This is a genomic window from Desertivirga arenae (genome assembly GCF_017355785.1).
In the GTDB taxonomy this organism is placed as follows: Bacteria; Bacteroidota; Bacteroidia; order Sphingobacteriales; family Sphingobacteriaceae; genus Desertivirga; species Desertivirga arenae.
The window spans coordinates 1-25,686 of record NZ_JAFEWE010000009.1 but is presented as its reverse complement, the minus strand read 5'-3'; the positions used below and the strand labels follow the sequence as shown (position 1 = coordinate 25,686).

Annotated in this window: 18 protein-coding genes; 10 read left to right on the top strand and 8 right to left on the bottom strand. The window is 40.0% G+C overall.

Annotated features, from left to right (window positions below):
• Positions 1–181: 181 nt before the first annotated feature.
• From J4N24_RS17095 to J4N24_RS25750, 6 genes are all read right to left on the bottom strand, one after another.
• Positions 182–1,540 carry a sensor histidine kinase gene (locus J4N24_RS17095; protein WP_207534935.1) on the bottom strand — a complete coding sequence of 453 codons (1,359 nt, stop codon included), beginning with the start codon at positions 1,538–1,540 and terminating at the stop codon, positions 182–184.
• Positions 1,524–2,222 carry a response regulator transcription factor gene (locus tag J4N24_RS17090; protein WP_207534934.1) on the bottom strand — a complete coding sequence of 233 codons (699 nt, stop codon included), beginning with the start codon at positions 2,220–2,222 and terminating at the stop codon, positions 1,524–1,526. Before J4N24_RS17090 ends, J4N24_RS17095 begins: the two co-directional genes overlap by 17 nt.
• 119 nt (positions 2,223–2,341) lie before the next feature.
• The gene (locus J4N24_RS17085; protein WP_207534933.1) at positions 2,342–4,492 is read right to left on the bottom strand and encodes a hypothetical protein; all 2,151 of its coding nucleotides are present in this window, start codon (positions 4,490–4,492) and stop codon (positions 2,342–2,344) included.
• A gap of 37 nt (positions 4,493–4,529) precedes the next feature.
• Positions 4,530–5,963: a glycoside hydrolase family 28 protein gene (locus J4N24_RS17080; RefSeq protein WP_207534932.1), complete on the bottom strand. Its 1,434-nt coding sequence runs from the start codon at positions 5,961–5,963 to the stop codon at positions 4,530–4,532.
• A gap of 16 nt (positions 5,964–5,979) precedes the next feature.
• Entirely contained in the window at positions 5,980–7,056 is a 1,077-nt protein-coding gene (locus J4N24_RS17075; RefSeq protein WP_207534931.1) for a glycoside hydrolase family protein, read from the bottom strand.
• 190 nt (positions 7,057–7,246) lie between these two features.
• A complete protein-coding gene (locus tag J4N24_RS25750) occupies positions 7,247–7,378 on the bottom strand; it encodes a hypothetical protein (protein WP_256439385.1) in 132 nt (43 codons plus the stop codon).
• A gap of 188 nt (positions 7,379–7,566) precedes the next feature.
• Between J4N24_RS25750 and J4N24_RS17070 the strand changes: the two genes are divergently transcribed.
• From J4N24_RS17070 to J4N24_RS17050, 5 genes are all read left to right on the top strand, one after another.
• A complete protein-coding gene (locus J4N24_RS17070) occupies positions 7,567–8,949 on the top strand; it encodes a glycoside hydrolase family 88/105 protein (RefSeq protein WP_207534930.1) in 1,383 nt (460 codons plus the stop codon).
• Positions 8,950–9,023: 74 nt separating this feature from the next.
• A complete protein-coding gene (locus J4N24_RS17065) occupies positions 9,024–10,307 on the top strand; it encodes a rhamnogalacturonan acetylesterase (protein ID WP_207534929.1) in 1,284 nt (427 codons plus the stop codon).
• Positions 10,297–11,847 carry a rhamnogalacturonidase gene (locus J4N24_RS17060; protein ID WP_242691690.1) on the top strand — a complete coding sequence of 517 codons (1,551 nt, stop codon included), beginning with the start codon at positions 10,297–10,299 and terminating at the stop codon, positions 11,845–11,847. Before J4N24_RS17065 ends, J4N24_RS17060 begins: the two co-directional genes overlap by 11 nt.
• Positions 11,848–11,893: 46 nt before the next feature.
• Positions 11,894–14,758 carry a glycosyl hydrolase gene (locus J4N24_RS17055; RefSeq protein WP_207534928.1) on the top strand — a complete coding sequence of 955 codons (2,865 nt, stop codon included), beginning with the start codon at positions 11,894–11,896 and terminating at the stop codon, positions 14,756–14,758.
• Positions 14,759–14,800: 42 nt separating this feature from the next.
• Entirely contained in the window at positions 14,801–17,668 is a 2,868-nt protein-coding gene (locus tag J4N24_RS17050) for a glycoside hydrolase family 2 protein (protein WP_207534927.1), read from the top strand.
• A 63-nt stretch (positions 17,669–17,731) separates the two neighbouring features.
• On the opposite strand, the gene J4N24_RS17045 is transcribed toward J4N24_RS17050, so the two are convergent.
• The gene (locus J4N24_RS17045; protein ID WP_207534926.1) at positions 17,732–19,150 is read right to left on the bottom strand and encodes a glycoside hydrolase family 28 protein; all 1,419 of its coding nucleotides are present in this window, start codon (positions 19,148–19,150) and stop codon (positions 17,732–17,734) included.
• 206 nt (positions 19,151–19,356) lie between these two features.
• On the bottom strand, positions 19,357–19,824 hold the full coding sequence (locus J4N24_RS17040; RefSeq protein ID WP_207534925.1) for a DUF4293 domain-containing protein: 468 nt from the start codon (positions 19,822–19,824) through the stop codon (positions 19,357–19,359).
• A gap of 116 nt (positions 19,825–19,940) precedes the next feature.
• On the opposite strand from J4N24_RS17040, the gene truA reads away from it, so the two are divergent.
• The 5 genes from truA to J4N24_RS17015 all read left to right on the top strand — a co-directional run bounded on the left by truA (position 19,941) and on the right by J4N24_RS17015 (position 25,419).
• Positions 19,941–20,699 carry a tRNA pseudouridine(38-40) synthase TruA gene (gene truA, locus J4N24_RS17035; protein WP_207534924.1) on the top strand — a complete coding sequence of 253 codons (759 nt, stop codon included), beginning with the start codon at positions 19,941–19,943 and terminating at the stop codon, positions 20,697–20,699.
• Positions 20,700–20,789: 90 nt separating this feature from the next.
• The gene (locus J4N24_RS17030) at positions 20,790–21,896 is read left to right on the top strand and encodes a M42 family metallopeptidase (RefSeq protein ID WP_207534923.1); all 1,107 of its coding nucleotides are present in this window, start codon (positions 20,790–20,792) and stop codon (positions 21,894–21,896) included.
• 228 nt (positions 21,897–22,124) lie between these two features.
• The gene (locus tag J4N24_RS17025; protein ID WP_207534922.1) at positions 22,125–23,024 is read left to right on the top strand and encodes a nucleotidyltransferase family protein; all 900 of its coding nucleotides are present in this window, start codon (positions 22,125–22,127) and stop codon (positions 23,022–23,024) included.
• A gap of 488 nt (positions 23,025–23,512) precedes the next feature.
• On the top strand, positions 23,513–24,436 hold the full coding sequence (locus tag J4N24_RS17020; protein ID WP_207534921.1) for a FimB/Mfa2 family fimbrial subunit: 924 nt from the start codon (positions 23,513–23,515) through the stop codon (positions 24,434–24,436).
• A gap of 62 nt (positions 24,437–24,498) precedes the next feature.
• The gene (locus J4N24_RS17015) at positions 24,499–25,419 is read left to right on the top strand and encodes a hypothetical protein (protein ID WP_207534920.1); all 921 of its coding nucleotides are present in this window, start codon (positions 24,499–24,501) and stop codon (positions 25,417–25,419) included.
• The last annotated feature ends 267 nt before the right edge of the window (positions 25,420–25,686 follow it).

Below are 25,686 nucleotides of genomic sequence, written 5' to 3'. Positions count from 1 at the left end.
TTACAATACTACTTTGGGGACATTAAAGAGGATTAAGACAGATATTAGAATTTGATTAGAAAAAAATACTTTAATAAGAACAGGAAAATTAAAATTATAAACACTCGAACTAGTTTTCGCACCCTTACCAACGAAAGTTGTAATACTTATTAGAGTTTGATTAGAGAAAACGTATAAACGCTCAGTTTTTTTTATAGACAGGTAACAAAACTTGCATTTCTGTGCCGATTTTCTCTTCCGACCGTATTCCTATAGAACCTTTATGAAGACGTATAATATTTAACGTGAGTGGGAGCCCAATACCGTGACCTTTGAAATCAGTTGTGTTTGAGGCACGGAAGAAGGGTTCAAAAACGTGCTGAAGCTCAGCCTGTGGAATTCCAATTCCCTTATCAATGACGACGATTGCAATCCTACCGTTTTCTGAGCTTAATTTCACCACTACTTGTTCATTATTAGAGTACTTACAGGCATTAAGAACAATATTGCTTAAAGCAAGCCGTAGCAGGTTAATATTTCCCTCAGTATAAAGCATTTCCTCATTAGCTGGCAAAGCAGAGAAATCAATAGAAATACTGCTTTCAACATCAATCTTCTTAACCGAATCGACCACAGTCAATACTAACTCGTCCGTTCTAATAAGCTGCCAATTCTGCTTTTTCCCATCAAAGCCGGTTTGAGCCAATCCAAGAAGACTTGTGAGGATCTGCTCAAGCTTTTCAGACTCTGCCAAAATGTTTTGGCCCGACCGCTTTGTTCGATCGGATAAGCCCTCATGACCTAATAAAAGTTCTGTTTCGGAGGTGATAATAGCTAATGGAGTTCGTAGCTCGTGAGATGCGTTACTAACAAAATTATTCTGGGTTTCGAAAGATGTTTCAAGGCGGGTAAGCATATGATTAAAAGTGTGTACCAGCTCTGCAATTTCATCACTCCCTTTTAATTCAGACAATCTAAGGTGAAGATTATTAGCGGATATATTTCGAACGCTTTTTATAATAGCTCTGACAGGTCTTATGGTATAATAAGAGAAAACTTTCCCTGCAACATAAGTTAGAATTACAGAGATAAGAAAAGTAATTACCAGAACTCTTTTAAGTTGTTCAAGCTCCTTAAACCCATATGGATCCTGTGCGGCAACTATAACGATATAACTTCCCTTGGGAGATTTCACAAAAGACCCCGCATAAAATTCATTATCAACATTATACCTGGCACTACCTTTTTTTACGATCGCATCATAAAACTGCTGTGGTAAGGGCAGTGGTTTCTGAAAGTTACCGTTGTTATACTTTATAAGATAGTCGCGCTCCTGATCTAACTTTTCTAAATACCTATTTCGAATGTCTTGGAAGGGACCGGAAGGTTCATTTTGAAAAAGATTTATTTGTGAGGATAAGCGCACACGGGCTTCCAAACGCTTAAAAAAATCCTCAAAATTAAACTGCGAAACGAAGTAGAAAATAGACGCATTGAGAAGAATTAGTCCTGCAGTAGCAATTAAGAAATAAAGTAAAGTGATCTTAGTTTGAATTTTCATCCGGTGCGTCCTCTTTCAGAATATATCCCATTCCAAACACCGTTTGAATTAGTTTAATGGGAGCCCCATTGTCTATTTTTTTCCTAAGATAGTTAACATAAACGTCAACAACATTAGTTCCCATATTAAAGTTAATATCCCAAACGTGATCAAGTAGTTCGATTCTTGAGAGTACTTTATTGGGATTTAGCATAAAATACTCAAGTAATCGATATTCTGTCGCAGTTAAATTAATATCCCTACCTGCTCTTTTAACACTTTTTGCATCCAGATCAATTTCAAGATTATTAAAAACGAGCTTATTCTTGGGTTGAGTTTCTGCTTTGCTTCTGCGGATCAGAGTACGGATCCGCGCTTCCAGCTCTGCAAACTTAAAAGGCTTAACAAGATAATCATCTGCACCGCTGTCGAGGCCGGTTACAATATTCTCCGTACTACTTAAAGCTGTAAGCATTAAGATAGCAATAGTGGTGTTCTTCTTCCTTATCTCACGGCACACCTGGATCCCATTAAGTTCAGGAAGCATAATATCTAAAACTACCAGATCAAAATCATGTTTTAAAGCCATATCTAGCCCTGTTCGTCCGTCAGCTGCAACGCTAATTTCCATTCCAGCTTCAGCAAGCCCACGAGAAATTACCGAAACAATGCCTGGTTCGTCTTCAACTAACAATATTTTCATCAAGTATCTTTTAGCAAAAATTAAATCTAGAAAGTAAAAACATCTCTTTTAGTTTTTTACTTGACGAAAATATGACGTGGATGCACAAAAAAAGGGGCTAAAACACCCCCTCTTAGTCATTATGGCATTTTTTTAAATCCCTCAGATCTGACCTTCCACTTACCATTCTTAGGGAAGCCTGGATTAGGACCGGAAGAACCATCCCATCCTCCAGCCAACATGGCTACTGTTGCCAGTACACCTCCATTACCTGGTAGATAGATCCGTAGCCGGCCGTCCTGGTAATTGTGTCCGTTCTTCAGGTAAGTATTAGTCTTTATATTCATAAAGAGAGCATCTATTGCTTTCTCGGGCTTACCTAATCGCGCTGCAGTCATAGCAGTCATAGGGAAATCCCATCCCCAGGTATCGTCCCATTGCCAAACCTTCCAAACTGTATCGAAAGTCCGTTGCATAGTAGCTTTATCGAGCTTAGCACCTGCGGGAACCATACCTAAGGTGCCCAGTACAGATGGATGATCCCGCAACCACTCTTCGTTAGTAAAAGAATCAGGGGTATTCTCTGTTGACAAATAAAGTCCGTTTTGCTTTGGTAAAGGTGCAAGCTTATTTATTACTGCATCCCAGTCAGAGTTGGGTGGCATACCCAACCGTTCGCGCCATTTCTGTGCGATCCGCAGCGCCCAGTCCCAGTAAGCCAACTCATAACTTGGGTTATAAGTATCCACTGCTTTAAATACTTCCTGAGCAGGAATGAGGCCTTTCCCGAGGTTGTAACGTTGCTTAATACTATCATACGTAGGGAATGATGCCATGAATTCTGCTGTTTGAAAAACAATGTCTTTGTACTTCTCCAGCACATCTTTGCTGTTCTCATCTCTATACAGCAATTCGGCCATATAGATAGGATGAGGTTGCTGCCAAATAATGAAAGCTCCAACAGATGAAGGGCTTTCTAATCCTTCATGGTCCGTCATCTTCTGCCAACGAGCACCTTTGAAACCCTGTCGTTTTGCAATTTCCTTAGCCCCCTCCTCAACCTTGAAATACCAATCGAGGCTCTTCTCCAACAGTTCTGGCCTGTTCCAAAGTGCGAAATGGATGCCATGCCACCAATGCATTTCCAGGTGAGGCTTACCAAACCAGCTGTTGTAAGTTAACCCCGTTTCCTGGGGAGGAAAAGAACCGGTACATTGAATTTTAGTAAGGTATTCTGATGTGATCACCCTACGCTCTAGTTCTTTTGCCCGGATGTCGGTACTGCCTGCAAAATCAATCGCTGCTCCACTCATCCAAAACTTCTTTAACCCGGTGATACTATTTTCTCTGGTCTGTGCAAATGTGGGCAACGTCACAGCCTCTACCGGTTGAAGAGAAAATAAACAACTCAGTTCAAATACTTGCGAACTCTTATCAGGAGTTATCTGGTAGTAATGAGAGGTAGTAGTTGCAGCTGCCGTTCCCTTACTCCATTTGAATATTGATGAATATGTAATTCCTTCCAGTGCATGCTGAATTACTGCACCACTTTCATTCTGAGAAGTAATAGATGATCTATGTTTCTGCGGATCCTTGTAGTTTACACCTTCGTCCAGAAACTCCATGGTAGGATAAGCGTACTTCAACTTTAATTTTAAACGCCCAGCCGCAATTAAAGGTGACTTGATTTGAAACGCAACCAGGTCCTGATCCTGATGTCCGACGGTAATTACATCAACAGAGTTTTCCTCCACAGTAAAATGGCTCACAATCTCACCTGTCCACATGTTCAAAGTTTGGCGGATATTCTTCAGATCTACTGGCTTTGCTAGCGTTCCGTCCTTCTTATAAATATCCAATCCGAGGTTCCCTAGTTGAATACGATGAACGCTTTTACGGAACCAATCCGATGCGGCCCTTTGTCTGGATCCAGCTTCGGAGAACTGAACGGAATAGGAAGACTTCTTTCCGTTGAGCGTATACTCTTTTAAAGTTTCTTCAAATTTATATCCAGCTGTATCCTTCAACCTGTTCCACCCCCATTCGGATTGGGTACCAAGCGTGACCCCTTTGGCATATCTTTCCGGAAACGTTTGAAGTCCTGTAACATCTACCGTATAGGCAAACTTTCCATTTCCCACTGAAAGAGATTCCAGGGAATCAATGCGTGTATTGACGATAGTATGGCGCAGAACAACAGCTTGACGATTAATTGGCTGAGCCTGGGTGAGAATAGTAGTAAATAATGAAAGGCAAAATATAAAGCCTGCTATTAATTTATTTGGGGTCATAGTACTTAAATAACTTCTAGTTCTTCAATTACGAATTTTATTTATTCTGTAATGTATCAGGCAAGACAGCCATCTCTCCGTTAATCTTTACATTCTTCAATTCCATATTTTTCACATAATCTATCTGCATAGGCTTTTTCACACCTCTGATATCACAATTGATTAGCTTAAGGTTTTGGACGGGAGATGCTTTATAAGCTCTCACGAAAACACCATAATTGCCGCCATTTGAAACGTCCAGATTTTCCACCCATACATTTCTGATAGTAGGCATAAAACTACCCGGATTTTCATAAAACATATTGCAGGTAATTGCCGCATCTTTATAAGCACCAACCTTAATGTCCTTCATGAAAATATTTTCAATGATGCCTCCTCGGGAAGAACTTGTCTTCAAACGCAGAACTCTGTCAAGGTTAGGGCTATCCATTATACAATTTATGGCATAGATATTTCTAGCCCCTCCAGCAATTTCACTTCCTATCACCACACCTCCGTGTCCGTCTTTCATTTCACACCCTTCAATTATATGGTTTTCTGCTGGCCGGCCAATCCTGCGTCCATCTTCATCTCTGCCAGATTTAATAGCAATACAATCATCACCTGTATCAAAGTAACAATCCTTAATCAGCACATTCTTACATGCTTCAGGATCACATCCATCGGTATTAGGACCATGAGCTGCCACCCTTACCTTTTCTATCGTGATATTTTCAGAAAGAACAGGATTCATAAACCACATAGGAGAGTTAATCATTTTCACTCCTGAAACCAGAATATTCTTACAATTATAAGGCTGGAACATATTTGGTCTTAGATAATGTCCGTCGCCAAAAACACGTTTCCTTGGGTCTATCTGCTTATGCATCATCTCGTGAAGTGCAGTCCTTGCAGGAGTCTGTTTTGGCATTCCCTCCTTCCATCCGTACCTGGGGCTTCCATTCCAATTCCACCATCGATCATTATTAGCATTACCATCCAAAGTACCGTTTCCTGTTACTGCAATGTTCTTTTCACCATAAGCATAGATCTGGGCGGAATAATTCATACATTCCATCCCTTCCCATCTTGTAAAGACAATAGGATAATCTTTGGGGTTATGACTGAACACAATCGTTGATCCATCAGCAAGATGCAGGTTAACGTTACTCTTCAGGTAAATTGCGCCCGTTAAAAAAGCTCCGGAAGGTACAACTACCCGTCCTCCTCCATTTTTACTACAAGCTTCTATCGCTTTTCTGAAAGCTACAGTGTTATTAACTTCACCACCAGCCTTTGCTCCGAAATCAGTAATAAGATAATCCTTGTTTTTAAAACGAGGTGCCTTAATTTCCTTTCTTAATGCCTCCAATTCTTTCTGCGGCTGCGCCGAAGTCGTCCATACTTTAGGAGTATCAGTCGACTTAAAGGATAGGAACAGTGCAATAACAGCAAGCACCAAAAATTTGTTAATGTCTCTCTTGAGGTTCATATTGAATGTATGCGTTTTAGGATATTTTAAAGATAAAGGAAGAAGCCGTCATAAATTTGCCTCCCTGGGAAGCTGTAAACAAATATGCAGGCTTTCCCTTAATAAATAATATTTGTGGACGTTCTAAACGCCCGTACCGTTTTAGATGGGAAGGCGCAGGAGGTTCCTGCAAATACTCACTAACTGGACCAAAAGCAACTTTTGGGTCGTTCCACTGTAATCCATCTTTTGATCTTATATACAATCCAACTTCCTGGTTATATACTCCCATATCACGGGCCAGCATATTAAACCTCCCTTTTTCCATCCAAACAAAAGCGTCTTCAAACTGCTTATTCCCACCCTTACCTGAGTAGTCAATAACTGGATTTCCAGCGTATTTTATGTAAGGACCTTCAAGCTTGTCTGAAATTGCCAGGCCATATTTCCGGTTTCCTCTGATCGCAGGATCTTTAGAGTTGTAATAATCATTATTGTTCCATGACTTATAGTAAAGCCAATATTGACCGTTTGGATGCTTCAAAAAAGCAGGATTAGTAGTGCAATGATCGTCCCAGGCTCCTTCCGGGCCGACTTCTAACAATGGGTGTTCAGGGCGGCTCCAGGGTCCATATAAGGAATCCGCTATGGCCATCCCAATTCTTTTAGTGTTTGTTTTCCCATTAGAGTTGCCCATAAAAAAAAGACAGTATTTACCATCAACGATTTTGATATGAGGATTATGGCAGGTAGTACCATCCCAATATCCCTGCCCCCTGGGAGCTAAAATTGTACTTAAATATTGAAATGGACCTTCCGGGTGATCAGCTACCGCGTGAGCTATCTCCGAGCTATTAATCCATCCCCCCATTCCCTTTTTTGAGGGCCAGCGTGAGAAGAAGACGTGCACCTTGCCGTCAGGCCCCATTATCGGACTGTTGCACCATACATAATATCCTTCCATTTCCAATGCCCGCCCAACTGGTTTAAGCCTCTTTCCAAATGGAGACATGTGAGACTTCCATTTGGGATCATCCAAACCAAGTGAAAACTGAGGCAGAAAAGATGCAGCAGATATTAGAAGGGTATTTGTAATAAACTCTCTACGCCTCATAACTGGTTATATTGGTTACAGATTATAAAAGGATAACTCTCCATTCGCACTAAGATTGCCTTAATTTCTAAATTCTGAAATTAATTACGCAGACGAAGATTATTCTAAGTATTTGATAAGCATGGCTACTAACAACAGTTCATATCATAGCCACGGTTCATTATCAAGTTTCAAGATTAAAAAAAACTCGTTAAACTATTTTTAACAATACTGATACACGAGCAATTTGGATATAGTTAATAAGGCCTTTAACTTCCACTGGAGCATCTGTAACAATTACAATAGAAATAATATCATTCAGGATACCACAGGATAGCTTCATTCAGGAATCTTTCTACTTTTATCCAACACAACCGATTAACAAACACACGCACAGATCAAAAAATAGAGTTAAAGCTTTATTCTTGGTTCGAATTTTTTTGAACAATGAATTTAATTAAGAATGGGGGATGCATTTCATTAAGGTCACCTTATAAATAATTAACTAATTTTTATTTAATAACCTTTTATATGCCAATTTTATCTTACCAAGGCCGGAAAAACGCATTTAAGATTACAATCGCTATGGGGCTTACCTTAACAAGCTTTCCCTTATTTGCCCAGTACACTAATTTAAAAGGGAACGACTCTACAACGCCCCTTCATTTGCTCAAGCCGGAGTATCCAACGCCTTACGGAGAAACAAAGCCGAGCGATGTTAAAGCTGTTTTGGATAAAGTTTATAACTATCTAAACGAAACGACCCATACTCAGCTGATAGACAAGACTACCCAGAGTACAGTTACAGACTATAAAAAAGCAAATTCAAATACAATTTTTAAACCAGGGGATTTTAGGCTCCTGAGCTATGAATGGGGAGTTACCTATACTGGTATGCTGGAGGCTGGTGCAGCTACGGGAGATAAAAAATATACTGACTATGCTGTTAACAGGGTTAATTTTATTGCCGAAGTAATTAACGGTTTTAAAGAATTTACAAAAAAGAATCCTGATGCTCCTACTCCTGTTCGCTCCTATTTACATCCGCATGCCTTGGATGATGGCGGTGCATTAACAGCTTCCTTTATCAAGACATTAAGAACGGGTCAGTTAAAATCAGACATTCGCCCTTCTGTCGATAACTTCATAAATTATATAATGACAAAAGAATTTCGTTTAACCGATGGGACTCTTGCACGTAATCGGCCCCAACCCAATACCCTTTGGTTAGATGATCTTTATATGAGCCTGCCTGCTCTTGCACAAATGGGAGTACTGACGGGCGATAAGAAGTACTTCGATGAGGCTGTAAAACAATACCGCCAATTTTCACAGCGGATGTTTAACAATGAACGAGGACTATATATGCATGGCTGGGTGCAGGAAATGTACCCTCATCCGCAATTTCATTGGGGAAGAGCAAACGGATGGGCTATTCTTACCAAAATAGAACTTTTGGATGCCTTGCCTGAAAATCATCCAGGAAGGGCTGAAATTTTAGATATGTTAAAAAAGCATGCAGCCGGCCTCGCTGCGCGGCAGGATGGAACTGGTTTTTGGCATCAGCTTTTAGATCGTAATGAAACATATTTAGAAACGTCAGCTACTGCAATATATGCCTATTGTTTAGCAAGAGCCGTCAATAAAGGTTGGTTAGATGCGAAAGCATATGGTCCCGCGGCGTTGTTGGCATGGAACGCAGTAAGTACAAAAGTGAATTCTAAAGGTCAGGTAGAAGGTACCTGCGTTGGAACAGGAATGGGTTTTGATCCGGCCTTTTACTTCTACCGCCCTATCAATGTATATGCGGCCCATGGATACGGTCCGGTATTACTTGCCGGAGCTGAAATATTCAGGATGCTGCAGATTCATCCTTTTGCTATTAACGACAGTTCAGTACAGATAACAAAATAATCAATAAAAGAAAGCCGGCTGTAATGCTGGCTTTCGTATTAATTTCTCAATCTATATTATCTTACAAAACAGAAATGAAGGTATCAGCTGCATTACTAGCTTGTATTTTTACATCAGGCATAGCATATTCTCAGAGCAGGAAGTTTGATTTTGGACCAGGAGAATTAAAAAAGGGGTACACCCAGGTTCTTCCCGAAACAACCTACTCAAAAGAAAAAGGCTATGGCTTTCTGCCCGGATCTTCATTAACCGGAATGGCACATGGAAAAGATGCTCTGAAAAACGACTTTATAACGAGCAATCAGCCCTTCTACTTTAGTGTAGATCTTCCTGAAGGGGACTATGATGTAAAAGTAATACTGGGAGATAAAGAAGGTACATCTGAGCAGACAGTGAGGGCAGAATGCCGGCGAGTAATGATCTATAAAGAGCTTACACGACAGGGAGAAATAAAGGAAAAGACATTTACAGTTCACATACGAAGACCTGAGATTCCTGGTACTACTGAAAAAGTTAAGCTGAAGCCTCGCGAATTCGACTACTTTCACTGGGATGACCAATTAACATTAGAATTCAATGGTGCCAATCCGAAAGTAGCTGCCGTAGAAATAACAAGGGCAAAAAAACCTACCAGAGTATTTCTTGCAGGAAATTCGACCGTAGTTGATCAGGCCAACGAGCCGTTTGCTGCATGGGGCCAGATGCTTCCTGCTTTTTTTGAACCGAAGAAGATTTCTGTGGCTAACTATGCTGAGTCAGGAGAGACTCTTAGTAATTTCCTTGCAGGTAACCGTTTGAAAAAGATCTTAAGCCAGATGCGCAAAGGGGATTACCTGTTCATTGAATTTGGGCACAATGACCAGAAACAGAAAGGAGAAGGAATAGGGCCTTTTACAAGCTATAAAAGAGATTTAAAGTACTTCATTTCAGAGGCACGTAAGAAAGGGGGGATTCCGGTTATAGTAACCTCTATTCAAAGGAGAAACTTCAATGAAAATGGGCAGATAAACGAAACATTAGGAGACTATCCTGCCGCCTGTCGGCAAGTTGCAAGAGAGGAAAATGTCCCTCTGATCGATTTGAATAAGATGACTAAGGTTCTGTATGAAGCTTGGGGACCGGGAGAGTCGGAGAAAGCATTTGCTCATAACCCTCAGGTGGATAATACTCACCCTAACCCATTTGGTGCTTTTGAAATGGCAAAATGTGTAGTTCAGGGTATGAAAGACATTAAACTAGGTCTAACGAAATATATCATTAACTTCGAAGGCTTTGACCCTGCTCAACCAGATTTAATCACATCTTTTTATTGGCCTCTCAGTCCTTCAAAATCTACTATTAAGCCGGATGGAAATTAAGTTTGTTCAGATGCGAAAAATTTTGGCAGTAATAATTTGCGCTGTCTTTTCTTCAACAACCTTTGGCGCCTCCATTGTCTTCAATGTGAAAGATTTTGGTGCAAAAGGAGATGGTGGAACGATGGATACTGAAGCGATAAACAAAGCGATTGAAGCAGCAGGACAGCAAGGCGGAGGAACTGTATTTTTTCCAGCAGGAACTTATCCTAGCTATTCAATCCGTTTAAAAAGCAATATTTCTCTATACATTGATCAGGGAGCTACAATCCTGGCTGCAGAACCAAAAGGAGATCAAGGCTATGATGCACCCGAGCCCGCATCCAACGATATTTACCAGGATTTTGGACATAGCCATTGGCACAATAGCCTGATCTGGGGTGAGAATTTAGACAATATATCTATTCTTGGCCCCGGTACTATTTATGGAAAAGGACTGACCCGATTTGGTCCTTACAAAGCACCAATAGGAAATAAAGCTATTGCACTAAAATTATGCAGAAATGTTATTTTGAGAGATTTCACTATCCTTTACGGAGGCCATTTTGGCATCCTGGCAACAGGGATAGATAACTTCACGATCAATAATTTAAAGATCGACACTAATCGCGATGGGATAGATGTAGACTGCTGCAGGAACGTTCGCATCTCAGACTGTAGCGTAAACTCTCCTTTTGATGATGGCATATGTTTAAAAAGTTCATATGCACTCGGATTCCCACGCGCCACCGAAAATGTTACTATCACCAATTGCCAGGTTAGTGGATATGATAGAGGGACCTTCATAAAAGGCACTTTTGAACGAAAAGAAAGCCAGTTAGTTCCGGATAAAGAAGGGCCCACAGGTAGAATTAAATTTGGAACGGAATCTAACGGAGGATTTAAGAATATTACTATTACTAATTGTGTATTTGATTATTGCAGGGGACTAGCACTTGAAACAGTAGATGGAGGCCTACTGGAAGACGTAACTATTTCGAATATCACGATGAGGGATATTGTTAATTCTCCTATATTCTTAAGACTCGGAAGGCGCATGCGAGCTCCTGAGGGAACTCCTAAAGGCCAGCTCAGGCGGATTAACATCAGCAATTTCGTGGTATATAACGCAGATTCGCATTTCTCCTCACTAATTTTAGGCGATGAGGAAAGAGATATCGAAGATGTTAAGCTAAGCAACATTAGAATTTACTACCGGCCTATAGATTCAGCTGAAAGTGTTATTCAAAAAGTTGTTCCGGAAGACTCTAAAGGTTCCTATCCTGAGCCCCAAAAGTTTGGGGTGATCCCTTCGTATGGTTTCTTTATCCGTCATGCTAAAAATATTCAGATGGATAATGTCGAGCTTAGTTTCCTTGGTAAAGAAACTCGTCCTGCAATTATCATTGACGACGTCAAAAATATTGAACTTAATAATGTAGAGGCACAAAGGGCTCCTGGTGCAGCCTTGGTAGTTTTAAAAAATGTGAAAGACTACAGCTCTGTCGCGAGCAAATCCATACCAAATAAAAGCTACAAGAAGGCAGATGATAAGAGACTATAGTCCTTTACCATCCCTACACTCCTTAATTTACCTGAAATAATATTTGATGAGTAAGAAATTTTCAAGAGTAATCTTAACACTAGCAGCACTGGCATTGAACGGTTTGGCAAGTGCTCAGACTTCCAAACCAGAATGGCCGAAGATCACACAACAGAACAAACCCTGGACCCGTTGGTGGTGGGAAGGTAGCGCTGTAAATAACAAAGACTTGACCTGGATGTTGAACGAATATTCGAAGGTGGGACTGGGAGGTGTAGAAATAACCCCTATTTATGGGGTAAAGGGTAATGAGAAGTTATTTATAAACTTCCTTTCTCCTGATTGGATAAACGCCCTAAAACACACGCTGGCAGAAGGCAAGCGTCTCAATTTGGGGGTAGATATGGCACAAGCTTCTGGCTGGCCGTTCGGCGGCCCTTGGGTTAGCGACGAAGATGCTAGTAAATACATTGCCTTCAAGACCTACAATTTAAAATCTGGGGAAAAACTAAAAGAACCGGTAACATATTGGCAGTCAGCATTAGTCAGAACGGTGGGAGAACGTATTGAGATCTCTAGATTGAAAGAGCCAATCGCGTCCAATCCTAATCTTCAGCTTCACGCTTTTGATCAGGTACGCTTTCCAAAGGCCTTACCTCTACAAGCTTTGATGGCTTACTCCGACAAGGGTGAAGCTTTAGACTTGATTAAATATGTTGACGACAAAGGGAACTTAAACTGCGTAGCTCCTAAAGGCAGCTGGAGCTTGTATGCTGCCTTTATAGGGATGCACGGTAAAATGGTTGAACGAGCTGGACCAGGAGGAGAAGGTTATGCTATCGACCATTTCTCAAAAAATGCAACGAATAACTATTTAAACCATTTCAACGAAAAATTTAAAGAACAGGACGTTTCTGGTATACGCGCATTTTTTAATGATTCTTATGAGGTAGACGATGCACAAGGTGAAGCAAACTGGACTCCTGATTTTTTTTCTGAATTTAAAAAGAGACGGGGATACGACCTCAAGAACTACTTACCAGCATTATTTGGCAAAGACAGTAAGGAGAAAAACCAACGGGTACTTTCTGACTATAGAGAAACAGTTTCAGATCTCCTTCTTGAAAATTATACCGAAACCTGGCATAAATGGGCCAAGAACCGGGGATCTATGATAAGGAACCAGGCGCATGGTTCTCCTGCGAACATTCTGGACCTTTACGCAGCTACGGATATTCCAGAAATAGAAGGAACAGATATTTTAAGAATAAAATTTGCCTCATCCGCAGCTCACGTTACTGGGAAACTCCTTACTTCGTCAGAGTCTGCCACCTGGGAGAATGAGCATTTCCTATCCAAACTAGGAGATATCAAAAAAGCAATGGACCTGTTTTTTCTGGGAGGAGTGAACCACAGCTTTTATCATGGAGCAAACTATACTCCTCAAAATGATCCCTGGCCAGGATGGCTCTTCTACGCAGCGGTGCATTTCACGCCAAATAACCCTTTCTGGAAAGACTTTGGCAAGCTCAACAACTATGTCGCAAGAGCCCAATCCTTTCTTCAGTCTGGAAAGCCCTCAAACGACATTTTACTTTATCTCCCTATATATGACTCATTTGCAACTCCCGGGCGAACACTTCTTCAGCATTACGATGGTGTGGAAAAAGGGTTCAAGGGTAACAGTGTAGAGGAAAACGCGAAGTTTTTGCAGGAAAAGGGGTATAGTTTTGATTTTATATCTGATCGTCAAACTTTTAATCTAGCTACAGCAGACACACTGATTAAAACAGCGGATGTTTTCTATAAAACCATTGTAGTACCTCAAACCCAATTTATGCCTTTGGCTACGTATCAGAAACTCGCCGATTTAGCGAGAAGCGGAGCAACTGTGATATTTTTTAAAAGTACGCCTGAAGACGTTCCCGGACTCGGGAATTGGCTGGAGCAAAGGAGAGCGGATTTCAAACATGTTACAGGTCAGTTTGCCTTTTCAGAAACCGGTGTACCCGGACTGACAAAAGCTGGTATAGGAAAGGGAGCAGTTTATTTGACAGATGAACTGGACAAAGCATTAAAAGCCGCAAACGTGCAAGCAGAAACCATGGTAGATCAGGGGATTCAATTCATTAGAAGAAGGCACGACCATGGGTACTATTACTTTATCATCAATTCTGGCAATAAGGATATTAACAACTGGGTGCCTGTAAAAACTTCAGCAACCTCTGTTGCTCTGTTTAATCCAATGACAGAAAAAACTGGTTACGCTGCTATTCGCAATTCGTCTGGCACTTCAACAGAGGTTTTCTTGCAATTGACTAAAGGAGAAAGCTGTATCTTAGAAACTTCCGATAGGCCTGTAAGTGGTGCTCCTTATGTCTATACTAAAGCTAAAACCGCTGGTACAGTCATTGGCGGCGATTGGAAAGTAAATTTTGAAAGTGGCGGCCCTTTACTTCCTAAAGCAACTACATTAAAAACACTTACTTCCTGGACAACACTTCCTATTCAAGGTGTGAAAGATTTTTCAGGAACAGCAAAGTATTCTATTCAATTTAAAAGACCAGCTGGAAATGCAACTAGCTGGTTGCTTGACTTGGGAACTGTAGAAGAGAGTGCGAAAGTGTTATTAAATGGGCAGGAATTATCGACCTTAATAGGCCCGATTTATCAGCTAGAAATTCCGGCGGATTTTCTTAAGAAAAAAAATAAGCTGGAGGTCTTTGTAACCAACTCTATGGCAAACAGAGTTATTTATCTTGATAAGAACAATGTAAACTGGAAAAAATTCTATAATACGAATATGCCGGCCAGGAGAAAAGAAAACTCGGGAAAAGATGGACTATTTACAGCAGCCAACTGGGAACCACGGGCATCGGGAATGCTTGGCCCTGTTACCATCACACCTTTGACTACAATAAACCCTGAATAAAGTTAAACAGCAACCAATCAATAAAAGAAAATAAGAATTACTATGAACTTAAAAAAAGGGATTTATGTTCTTGCCGCATCTCTTGGAGTTACAGCAAACGTCATAGCCCAGTCTGAAGTCACAAAACAAGTACAGTACCTTTCAGGTACCGATGTAAAAAACACAAAGACCTGGGAGTTTTGGGCTACCGGAGGCAGACAGAGTGGCTTTTGGACCTCTATTCAGGTTCCTTCCCATTGGGAACAGCAGGGATTTGGCGGATATAACTATGGCAGGGACTATGTTACCTATGGAAAAAATTTCCACTTCGAAGACGAAAAGGGATTATATAAGCACCAGTTTGATGTGCCAGCAAACTGGCAGGGAAAAGATGTCTATATAGTATTTGAGGGGTCTATGACAGACACCGAAGTAAAAATTAACGGGAAGACGGCAGGACCAGTTCACCAGGGAGCCTTTTACCGGTTTAAATATAACATCAGTGACAAGCTAAAGTACGGCCAGAAAAACTTGCTCGAAGCAACGGTTAGTAAAATGTCTGCCGACAATTCTGTTAATAATGCGGAACGCTTGGCGGATTACTGGGTTTTTGGAGGAATATTCAGACCTGTTTATCTAGAAGCTCTGCCGAAAGAGAATATAGAATGGACTGCTATTGATGCCAAGGCCAATGGTACATTCAACATGAATGTCTATTTAAAAAACACTGAGCCAGGAAGGAATATAATCGCTGAAATAGTTGATAAACAAGGCAAAGTTATAGGAACAGCAAATGCAAAGACTACTGGTAAAGACTCAGTTATTAATTTAAAAACCATAGTCAAAAAACCACTTTTATGGAGTGCAGAAACGCCGAACCTATATACAGCAAACGTTTCTATAAAAAGCGCTGGGAATACTATCTATAAAACATCAGATAAATTTGGATTCAGAACCATTGAGGTAAGAAAACAAGACGGGATCTATCTGAATGGCACTAAAATCAAGATGAAGGGGGTAAACCGGCACGTGTTCTGGCCAGAGTATGGAAGAGCTACATTTCCGGAAGCCGACCTTATAGATGTAAAACTGATCAAGGAAATGAATATGAACGCAGTTCGTTGTTCACATTATCCTCCTGACCAAAATTTTCTTCGCCTTTGTGACTCTCTTGGAATCTATGTATTAGATGAATTGGCTGGCTGGCAAAAGGCATATAGTACAAAGGCAGGTGAGCCATTGGTTAAAGAAATGGTAATCCGTGATGCTAATCATCCATCTGTAATCCTCTGGAGCAATGGAAATGAAGGAGGGCACAACTTCGATCTGGATGATGACTACGCTAAATATGACTTGGCAAAAAGGACAGTTATTCACGCTCATCATAAACCAGGCAATGCCATCAATGGCATCGATTGTAATCATTATGAGGATTATTACAGTACACAAAAGATTCTTGCCGATACTAACATCTATATGGTGACTGAATTCCTGCATGCACAAGACGATGGAGGTGCAGGAGCTGGTCTGGCTGATTTCTGGGAACTTCACTGGAATTCGAAAAGAGGAGCAGGAGGATTTATTTGGGACCTGGCGGATGAAGGTATCATGCGTACAGATCAAAATAACATGCTTGATGTTAATGGGGTCAATGCCCCAGATGGAATTGTAGGTCCGCACCGTGAAAAAGAAGGCAGTTTTTATGCTATAAGGGAAATATACTCTCCTGTGCGCATTACGCTAAAAAACCTGCCTTCTAATTTTAAAGGAGAAATACCTGTTGAGAATCGCTTCCACTTCACTAACCTTAACCAATGCTCTTTCCAGTGGGAGCTGATTAATTTCAAAAAGCGCGATGAATCTACTGCTGGCTATACTGTAGCGAAAAAAGCTGCTGTAAATGCTCCAAACGTAGCTCCAACTGCAAAGGGAACGTTGAGAGTTATCCTGCCAGAGGATTGGAAAAACTACGACGCGTTAGCACTTACAGCTTTGGATCCTCAGGGTAACGAGCTCTACCGCTGGACCTGGAAGGTAAAATCAAATGCACAGTTACTGGAAAACGTATTAAGTGTAAAAGCGGGACCCGCAGTAACTGTGAACGAAGCAGACAGTCTCCTGACTATGAAAGCGGCTGGCATCTCTATCAGTTTCAATAGAAAGACTGGAAGACTAGCTGGCGTTGCAAATGATAACAATAACTATAAACTGTCCTTTAACAATGGACCTGTTTTGGTGAGTGGAAATGCTACTTTTAATGGTCTGAAACACTACCAGGAAGGTGAACAGCACGTTATTGAGTCATCTTACTCGGGCGACTTGAAATACGTGAAATGGAGAATGTCTCCAAATGGTCTGCTACAAATGGATTACGAGTATGCTCTTAACGGCAATTACTGGTTTAGTGGCGTTAGCTTTAACTATCCCGAAAACTTTGTATTGGGGGCAAAATGGTTAGGAAAAGGACCATCAAGAGTGTGGAAGAACCGGATGTTCGGAACAACCTACAACGTTTTTGAAAATAGGAATAATGATACCCAGACCGGTCGGGCTCCCTGGCTGTACCCTGAGTTTAAAGGTTACTTCGCAGATGTGGTTTGGATGGAGCTAAATACGGTGGAAGGCAAATTCACTGTAGCTAGCCCTAATGATGATATGTTTGTGCGATTATTCAACTTCTATGGACTGAGCGGAATTAAACCTCATCCCGAACTTCCTGTTGGAGATCTATCTTTTCTGGATAGGATACCTCCGATCGGAACGAAGCTAGGTTTGAACATTAGCCCAAATACAAAGGTTTTAGGACCATTAAGCGAACTGAATGTTGTAAATACGCCGATCAAACGAACCCTATACTTCTATTTCGGTATACCAAAGACAACAGAAAACAGGCAGTTTACGATGCCTAAAGAGAATATCTTAACAGACTAAAGTTTAAGAATAAAAAACGCAGGCTCCCATAGACAGCCTGCGTTTTCTCATTATTGAAATAGATCAGAAACTTACATTAGTAGAATTCTTCACCGTCACTTTACTACCATCTTTAGTTAAAATACTCGTCCCGCTAATCTTCCAGCCTTCAGCAAATGAAACACTTCCTGCCTTAGTAGCATTTGAGACGCTGAAATTGTCGAACGTAAAATTGCTTAATAAGGAATTCTTTAGCCCTTCAGCTACGATAGCTGCACCTTTTGCCCCATCAACTGTAATGTTAGACATATGTACGTCCTTAAATTTCGGAATTCCCCTTTCTACTGGCTCTACCTTAGTAAGCATCACCTTCCAATGTTGAGGAACTGTTTCCATATTGTACCCTGCAGGCAGGGTTGAGTAGCTGTATGCAGGATTCCAATTCATACTTACTCTAACAGCTACACCAACATCTTTCAACTCAATATTTTTGAAATGAATATCTTCTACTATACCGCCTCTGGTGGTCGCCGACTTAATATTTAAGCCATTACTGGTACCATTGCCTTTCAGATTTCTCGCCATAACGTGTCTGATACTACCTGCGGTCTCACTACCCAGTGTTAATAATCCTGCTCCCGCTCTGGCAACACAGTTCTGAATTAGCACATATTCGGTGGGTTTGTTTACACGAAGTCCGTCCCAGTCTCTACCGGATTTTAAACAGAAGTTATCGTCATTACAATCTATATCCGAATTCTGGATCAAAACCCAGGTGGACGAGTCGATATCAATCCCATCAGTGCTCGGACCATGCCCCCCTATATTATTTTGTATAGTAATTCCATCAATAGTAACATGATCAGAATAGAGGATTTGAACTGTCCAGAAACCAGCTTGCTGAAAAGTGATACCAGATAATAAGATATTAGAAGACTCTTGGGCTAAGAACATACGGGGACGTTTTGCATCATAATCCACAATCCAACGCAAACCCTTTGCTTCGTATTCCTTTCTAAGGTTCCAGTAGTAATCCCAATAGGGCTTTCCTTGTGCATTAACAATTCCATCACCAGATACTGCTGCCTTATTCTGCTTAATAATATTGATCAGGGCAGCGGGCCAGGGCATTTCAATACCTGCAATACGAGTATCAATTTCAGGAAAATGCTTTATATCTGAACTTCCTAAAAGTTCGACTCCTTTATCAATACGGAAGTGAACTCCTTCCTTTACAAATACTGCCCCGCTCAAATATTTCCCCGGTTTGAAGGTGACAGTTCCGCCCCCCTTGACTGCGCAGTCATCGATGGCTTTTTGAATCGCCTCTGTATTCAGGGTTTTTCCATCACTAACTGCACCGTAATTATTCACATTATAGATTGCTTTCCTGAAGCTTAGCTTAGCAGATCCAACCTTTTTGGTCCACTTAGGATCCTGGTCTTTTGCATAGGTAGAAGAGAAGATTAATAAGCAAAAGCAGAAGAATAGATATCTTTTCATGTTAGTTTGCAGGTCATCTGTTGACCTACTAAGTTATATCTTAAATAAATAAGGGGAGATCGCCAATTGTAAAAATTACACTACGGTTTAAAGTTGTAGAGCTTTAAAACTTAAGGGTCTTTGCATTTTCCTGCAACTATAGAAATCCTGCAAACAAAAAAGCCCGAAAGCATTACTTCCGGGCTTTATTATAGTTTAATTTCGGTTTATCTTAACCTGTCGGCAGATTTTACTAGTCTTTCGTCTTTCCTTATTCCCCTTGTAGCCAGCACCAAAAAAAGGATAGCAAGAGAAGGAAGGAATACACCCAGTCCATAATTTTGCATCTGAAGGTTGAGGTCTCCTACATAATTTTTTGCTGTTTCAACTAGCCAGAAGCTATAAGCTAAAATGATAATGATGGCTATATAAGAGAAGCTTAATTGCTTTTTTCTATCATTGAAGAAAAAGATAATTGCAAGAGGAATTAATCCAACGATAACTGTACCTATGGTTAACCCGGTAAAAGCCTGCTCAATAACTGCACCTTCTCCTGTTGCTTTATAAAGTCCTGTTACTTTAATTGCTTTATAAATTCCTGCAGGATCTGCAAATTGTATATAAGGGAAAAGAAATAGTAGAAAAATAGCTATAGAAGCCAGAAACAGCCAGACTGATTGTATTCTTTGTATCATAATTCAATATTAAAGTGTTGCAAACTTAGAGAAATTTTTCACTTTTAAATCTCCAAAGAAAACAAACAAAGAATTCATTAAAAGTTCGATTTGGAAAAAGAAAACGAAATTAGAAAGTGCAGAAAATTACTCGTTATTTCATTGAACTTGCCTATAACGGAACTGAATATCACGGATGGCAGGTACAACCCAATGCTACCTCCGTACAGGAAAAACTAGATAAAGCGCTGTCGACCTTCTTTAGACAAACTATAGAAACAGTAGGATGTGGCCGTACTGATACAGGAGTGCATGCGAGCCAGTTCTTCGCCCATTTTGATCTGGTTGATAAAGAAATCTCCCGGGAGCAAAAGGAGATAAATGGAGTGAATGCCTTACTCCCTTTTGATATAGCCGTTTTTAGATTCATCGAAGTTTCAAATGAAGCGCATGCACGCTTCGACGCAAGCAGTCGCTCTTATGAATACAGGATTCACACCAAGAAAAATCCATTTAAACATAATTACTCTTGCTTGCTAAGAGATGATCTAGATATAGAAGAGATGAATAATGCTGCCGGAATTTTATTTCAGTACATCGATTTCAGCTGCTTTAGTAAATCGAACACACAGGTTTTCACTAATAATTGCAAGATAAGCAGAGCTAATTGGGAAAAGACTGAGGAAGGTTACATTTTTCATATATCTGCCGACCGTTTTTTAAGAAATATGGTGAGAGCCATTGTCGGAACTCTTATTGACGTTGGTCGGCACAAGTTACCAGTAAATGAACTGCATACTATTATTCAAAGTAAAAATCGATCAAACGCTGGCACCTCGGTTCCAGCTTGTGGGCTCTATTTAACGCGGGTAAACTATCCTTACATTAAGGAGTGAAAAAGGAAAACCTCTTTTAAACATTTTCATTTTTTTACATTTATTGATACAGGAATTATTACATTTCAAATCTATTAAAAAATACATAGCATGGCAGAAGATAAAGAAGACAAACATGTGCAGGTTGTTACTGAAGAATCACTAAAATTCCTGGAAAATTATATTAATACACCTTCCCCTACTGGCTTTGAGTGGACCGGGCAACAGCTTTGGATAGATTACATTAAGCCCTTCGTAGATGAATATTATGTAGATAATTACGGAACGGCAGTAGGTGTAATTAATCCCACGGCGGAATATAAGGTAGTTATCGAAGCGCATTGTGATGAGATCTCCTGGTTCGTAAACTATATTACAAAAGATGGATTAATATATGTAATCCGAAACGGTGGGTCTGACCATCAAATAGCACCTTCAAAACGTGTTAATATACATACGGATAAAGGAATCGTAAAAGCAGTATTCGGCTGGCCTGCTATTCATACCAGAAACGGGGAAAAAGAAGAAGCTCCAACCTTAAAAAACATCTTCCTTGATTGCGGATGTACCACAAAAGAAGAAGTTGAAGCATTAGGTATCCACGTTGGGTGTGTTATCACCTATGAGGATGAATTCCTCATCCTAAATAACCGTTATTACGTAGGCCGGGCATTAGACAACCGTGTGGGTGGGTTCATGATTGCAGAAGTGGCCCGTATGCTAAAAGAGAATAACAAAGCATTACCATTCGGACTATACATTGTGAATGCCGTACAGGAAGAAGTTGGACTCAGGGGAGCTGAAATGATTGCAAACAGGATCAAGCCAAATGTTGCTATCGTTACAGACGTAACCCACGACACTCAGACGCCGATGATCAACAAAGTTGCACAAGGCGATCTTGCAGCAGGGAAAGGACCAGTTGTATCCTATGCACCATCCGTTCATAATAACTTAAATCGCCTATTGATCGCTGCAGCCGAGCAAGCAGGAATTCCGTTCCAACGGCAGGCTTCTTCACGGTGGACAGGAACTGACACAGATGCCTTTGCTTATTCAAATGATGGAGTAGTTTCCGCTCTGATCTCCTTACCTCTTCGGTATATGCATACTACTGTGGAAATGGTGCACAAAGAGGATGTAGATAATGTGATCCGTCTTATATATGAATCCTTATTGAAGATAGAAGAAGGACAGGATTTCAGATATATAAGGTAAATTAAAATATTTTCGCATCGAGTGCGTTATAAATAACATAGGACTCTCAGAGAAAGGCTGTACAAAAAAAATGTATAGCCTTTTTCTTTTTGCCTAACCTCTAGCACCTTCTCCTAAACTAAAATGAAATTTTCGCAGGAAAGAGCAAACATTATTACGATAAAATAATTATAACAAAGTTTATTCTTGATAATTATTAATTAACAATCCATTTTATATTTTTACTGCATGAAACCCACTTTACTAATTTTAGCTGCAGGAATGGCGAGTCGCTATGGTAGCATGAAACAAGTTGATGGCTTCGGCCCAAATGGCGAAACTATTATCGATTATTCTATTTACGATGCAATTCGTGCAGGATTCGGAAAAGTAACATTTATTATTCGCGAAGAATTTTTGGAGAGCTTTAAAGGCATTTTCGCTCCAAAATTAGAGGGAAAAGTTGAGATCGACTTCGTATTTCAAAGCTATGACCTGTCTAAATACGGTATTGATAAGACAATTGAAAGACAAAAACCATGGGGAACAGGACATGCTGTACTAGAAGCATCCAGTCAAGTGAAAGAGCCTTTTTGCGTAATCAATGCGGATGATTTCTACGGCTATGAGGCATTCGAAAAAATGGCTCAGTTCCTAACCTCAGAAGTTAGAGATGATTATTTCTCTCTTATGGGGTATCAAGTAGATAAAACTTTATCTGAACATGGATCAGTTTCACGTGGTATCTGTAAAGTATCTCCTGAGGGTAACCTAGTACAAATTAACGAACGTACAAAAGTATATGAAAAAGACGGAGTTATCGTTTACGAAGATGAAGATGGAACTACAACTCCATTAGACGATGATGCACGTGCTTCCATGAATTTTTGGGGCTTTACTCCTGCTATATTCAAACAAGCAGAGCCAATGTTCAAACGCTTTGTTGAGGCAAATGAGAACAACCCTAAAGCAGAATTCTTCATTCCGTTAATGGCTGAAGAACTAGTTAAAACTGGTGAAGCTAATTTCAAAGTGATTCCAACTGCTTCTAAATGGTTCGGTGTTACTTACAAAGAAGATAAGCCAATCGTTCAACAAAGTTTATCTGCTTTGATCGAAAACGGAACTTACCCAAATAAACTTTGGTAAAAATACGTTACTGAGAAAAGGAGGGTTTTAGAACCCTCCTTTTCTTTTTGTAAGACTGCTTCCGAAAACCTAATCTGGAAATATCAACTAACTTTGAATATTTCTCAAATACTTATGAAAAGAGTTCCCGCCTATTCACATTATTCAATTATACCCCCGCATTTTTACAATATTACTAAAAGTTTCAAGTGTCATAAAAGTATCAAACCAGCTTCATAACTTTAGTTAATCTTCTCACTACCATTGCGATCCACCTACCATTCGCAATTTTAGTTGTGAAGTATGTCCATCTAAATCTACATCTATGAGCACCTTTCAAATTACAACTAACATTAGTGTTCCTTCTGTTATTATTTATAAGAAATTTGATAAAGCTATCAACTGATGATAAGTTTAATTTTGCTTACCTGACACAATAATCTGCCTAACGATTGATGTCTGCCAGACAACTTCTCTAACTAATTATTTAAAAACAAATATCATTCACAATGAAAAACATCTACATCTATTTCCAACTTCTATTATTAATAATAGTTGCTGGATGCCACAAATCAGATCTTAAACCACAAGCAGAAAAAGGCCTCTACAAGGTTAAATTCCAAACGTCACAATTTTTAGAGAGTGTGGAAACTTTCGAAAGTAACAGAAAGAGCAGTTCCCTTCTTGATGATAGCCTTAAAAAGTATGTTCCGAAACTCTACTGCCAGATCTATAAATTCTCGGATGAAAATCCAGAAGAAGCTTATTTGGTCTACTCAAAAACCCAGGTTTCTACAGAACAAGCCTTCGGGAAAATAGACACCTCACTTGCTTCAGGAAACTACGTCGCGATATTTGTAGGAAGTGGTCATATGTTTTATCGTCTAGCGGGACTGGGTAGTGGCTCTTTAGATGAGATATATTCCAATTCGCATTTTAATACTGTCTCCGCGATGACCGATCAGCACACTCCTGTTGATCAGATCTTTTACAAAAAAGTACTATTCTCTGTTGCTCAGCAACCAGTAAATCAAACAGTGACCATGCAACGAATAGTTGCCGGGCTTGATCTTTCTATTACTGATGAGATACCTTCAACCGTTACTTCAATAGATTTAATAGTTGACGATGCCGCCATGTACAGTTTTAAGACTGATACTCGCTCTACTAATGTTGATAAAATAGCTGGGTTCTATCCTCAGCAGTTCCCAGGTAAAAAAAACATATCAATGTTTGTATTGGCTAATGGTTCCAGAAAAGTAACAATAAGAGCACTTTCACCAGATGGAATCGTGGCCGAAAAAGTTATCAACTGTACCTTCTTTACCAATAGAAAGACGAGTTTGAAAGGTAAGCTATTTTCTTCTGATGCTCAATTTGCAGTGACAATAGATCCTGCTTGGGACGAGCCGGGACCAGTTATCCCTTTCTAATCAATAGAACCATAAACTAGATCTGAAAAAAAGGGAATAAGATCCCCTGGAAAAAATTAAACATGAAACTACTTTATTTTAGCCTCCTACTGGGGGCTCTAATTACCTCTGCATGCTCCAAAAGTGAAATAGAGCCTGAACAAAAAGAGAAAAAAAAGCAACAGGTGACGTTCAAAACGGAGGCATTTGAAGAAATCATTTCTGAATTAAAAGCGCAAAAAACAAGCAACATAGCCTCTGATGATACGCTGAAAAAATATGCGCCTAAACTATATTGCCAGATATATAAGTTTGATGATGAGAGCGAAACAGACGGATCTTTAGTTTTCAACAGCTCATTCAAGCCTACCGATAGTAATTTTGGAACTATAAGTACAGCATTCGAACCAGGCCATTACGTTGCAATAATTGTGGCCAGCGGTCACCCGTTTTATCGTATTGCAGGACTAGGAGGAGATTGGCCTGATATGCGTTATTCGGAATGCCACTTCAACACCATGACTTCAGTAGCGCTTCCCTTTATACCCGTGGACCAGATATTTTATAAAAAGGTTTTATTTACTGTTGAAGATCAAGCAATAAATAAGCAAGTAATATTAACCAGAATCGTTGCAGGTTTGGATGTGGTGATTAAAGATGTTGTTCCTACGAATATAACAAGTATTCAGGTTATTGTAGACGACGCACCCTTTTATAGCTTTTACAATGATAACAGTGGTGGTAATGTTGATAAGATAAGCGGAATAACTCCGTCCTATACGGGTGCAAATAAAATATCTACATATGTCCTCGCAAGCGGAAGTCGCTCGGTCCAAATAATAGCATATGCGGGGGAACAGATCGTAGCACAAAAAAATCTCACCTGCATGTTCTTCACAAACAAAAAAACCAGACTGGAAGGATCGTTATTCTCAACGAATGCGGCCTTTAATGTTACTGTAGATCCCGCTTGGGAAACTCCACCCCCGGTGGTAATTTTTTAATTCGTTTGAAATAGGGAAAAAATTAGTATAGCGAAGGAGCTGAGTAAGATATAACAGGGTAAGTCATGTTTGAATTCATTGAAAAGCGAATGGATCAATATAAGTGGTAAAATCGAAACAAAAGCCTCCAATTGGTTTAATGTAACGTCCTAAAATAGGTTGACTATTTTGTGAATACTAAATTGGCGTAAAAACCTCAAACATCCTCAAAAATGTTTGAGGTTTTTTTATAGGTTTTAACTTCCCTATTTTGTTGACTGTGCATTT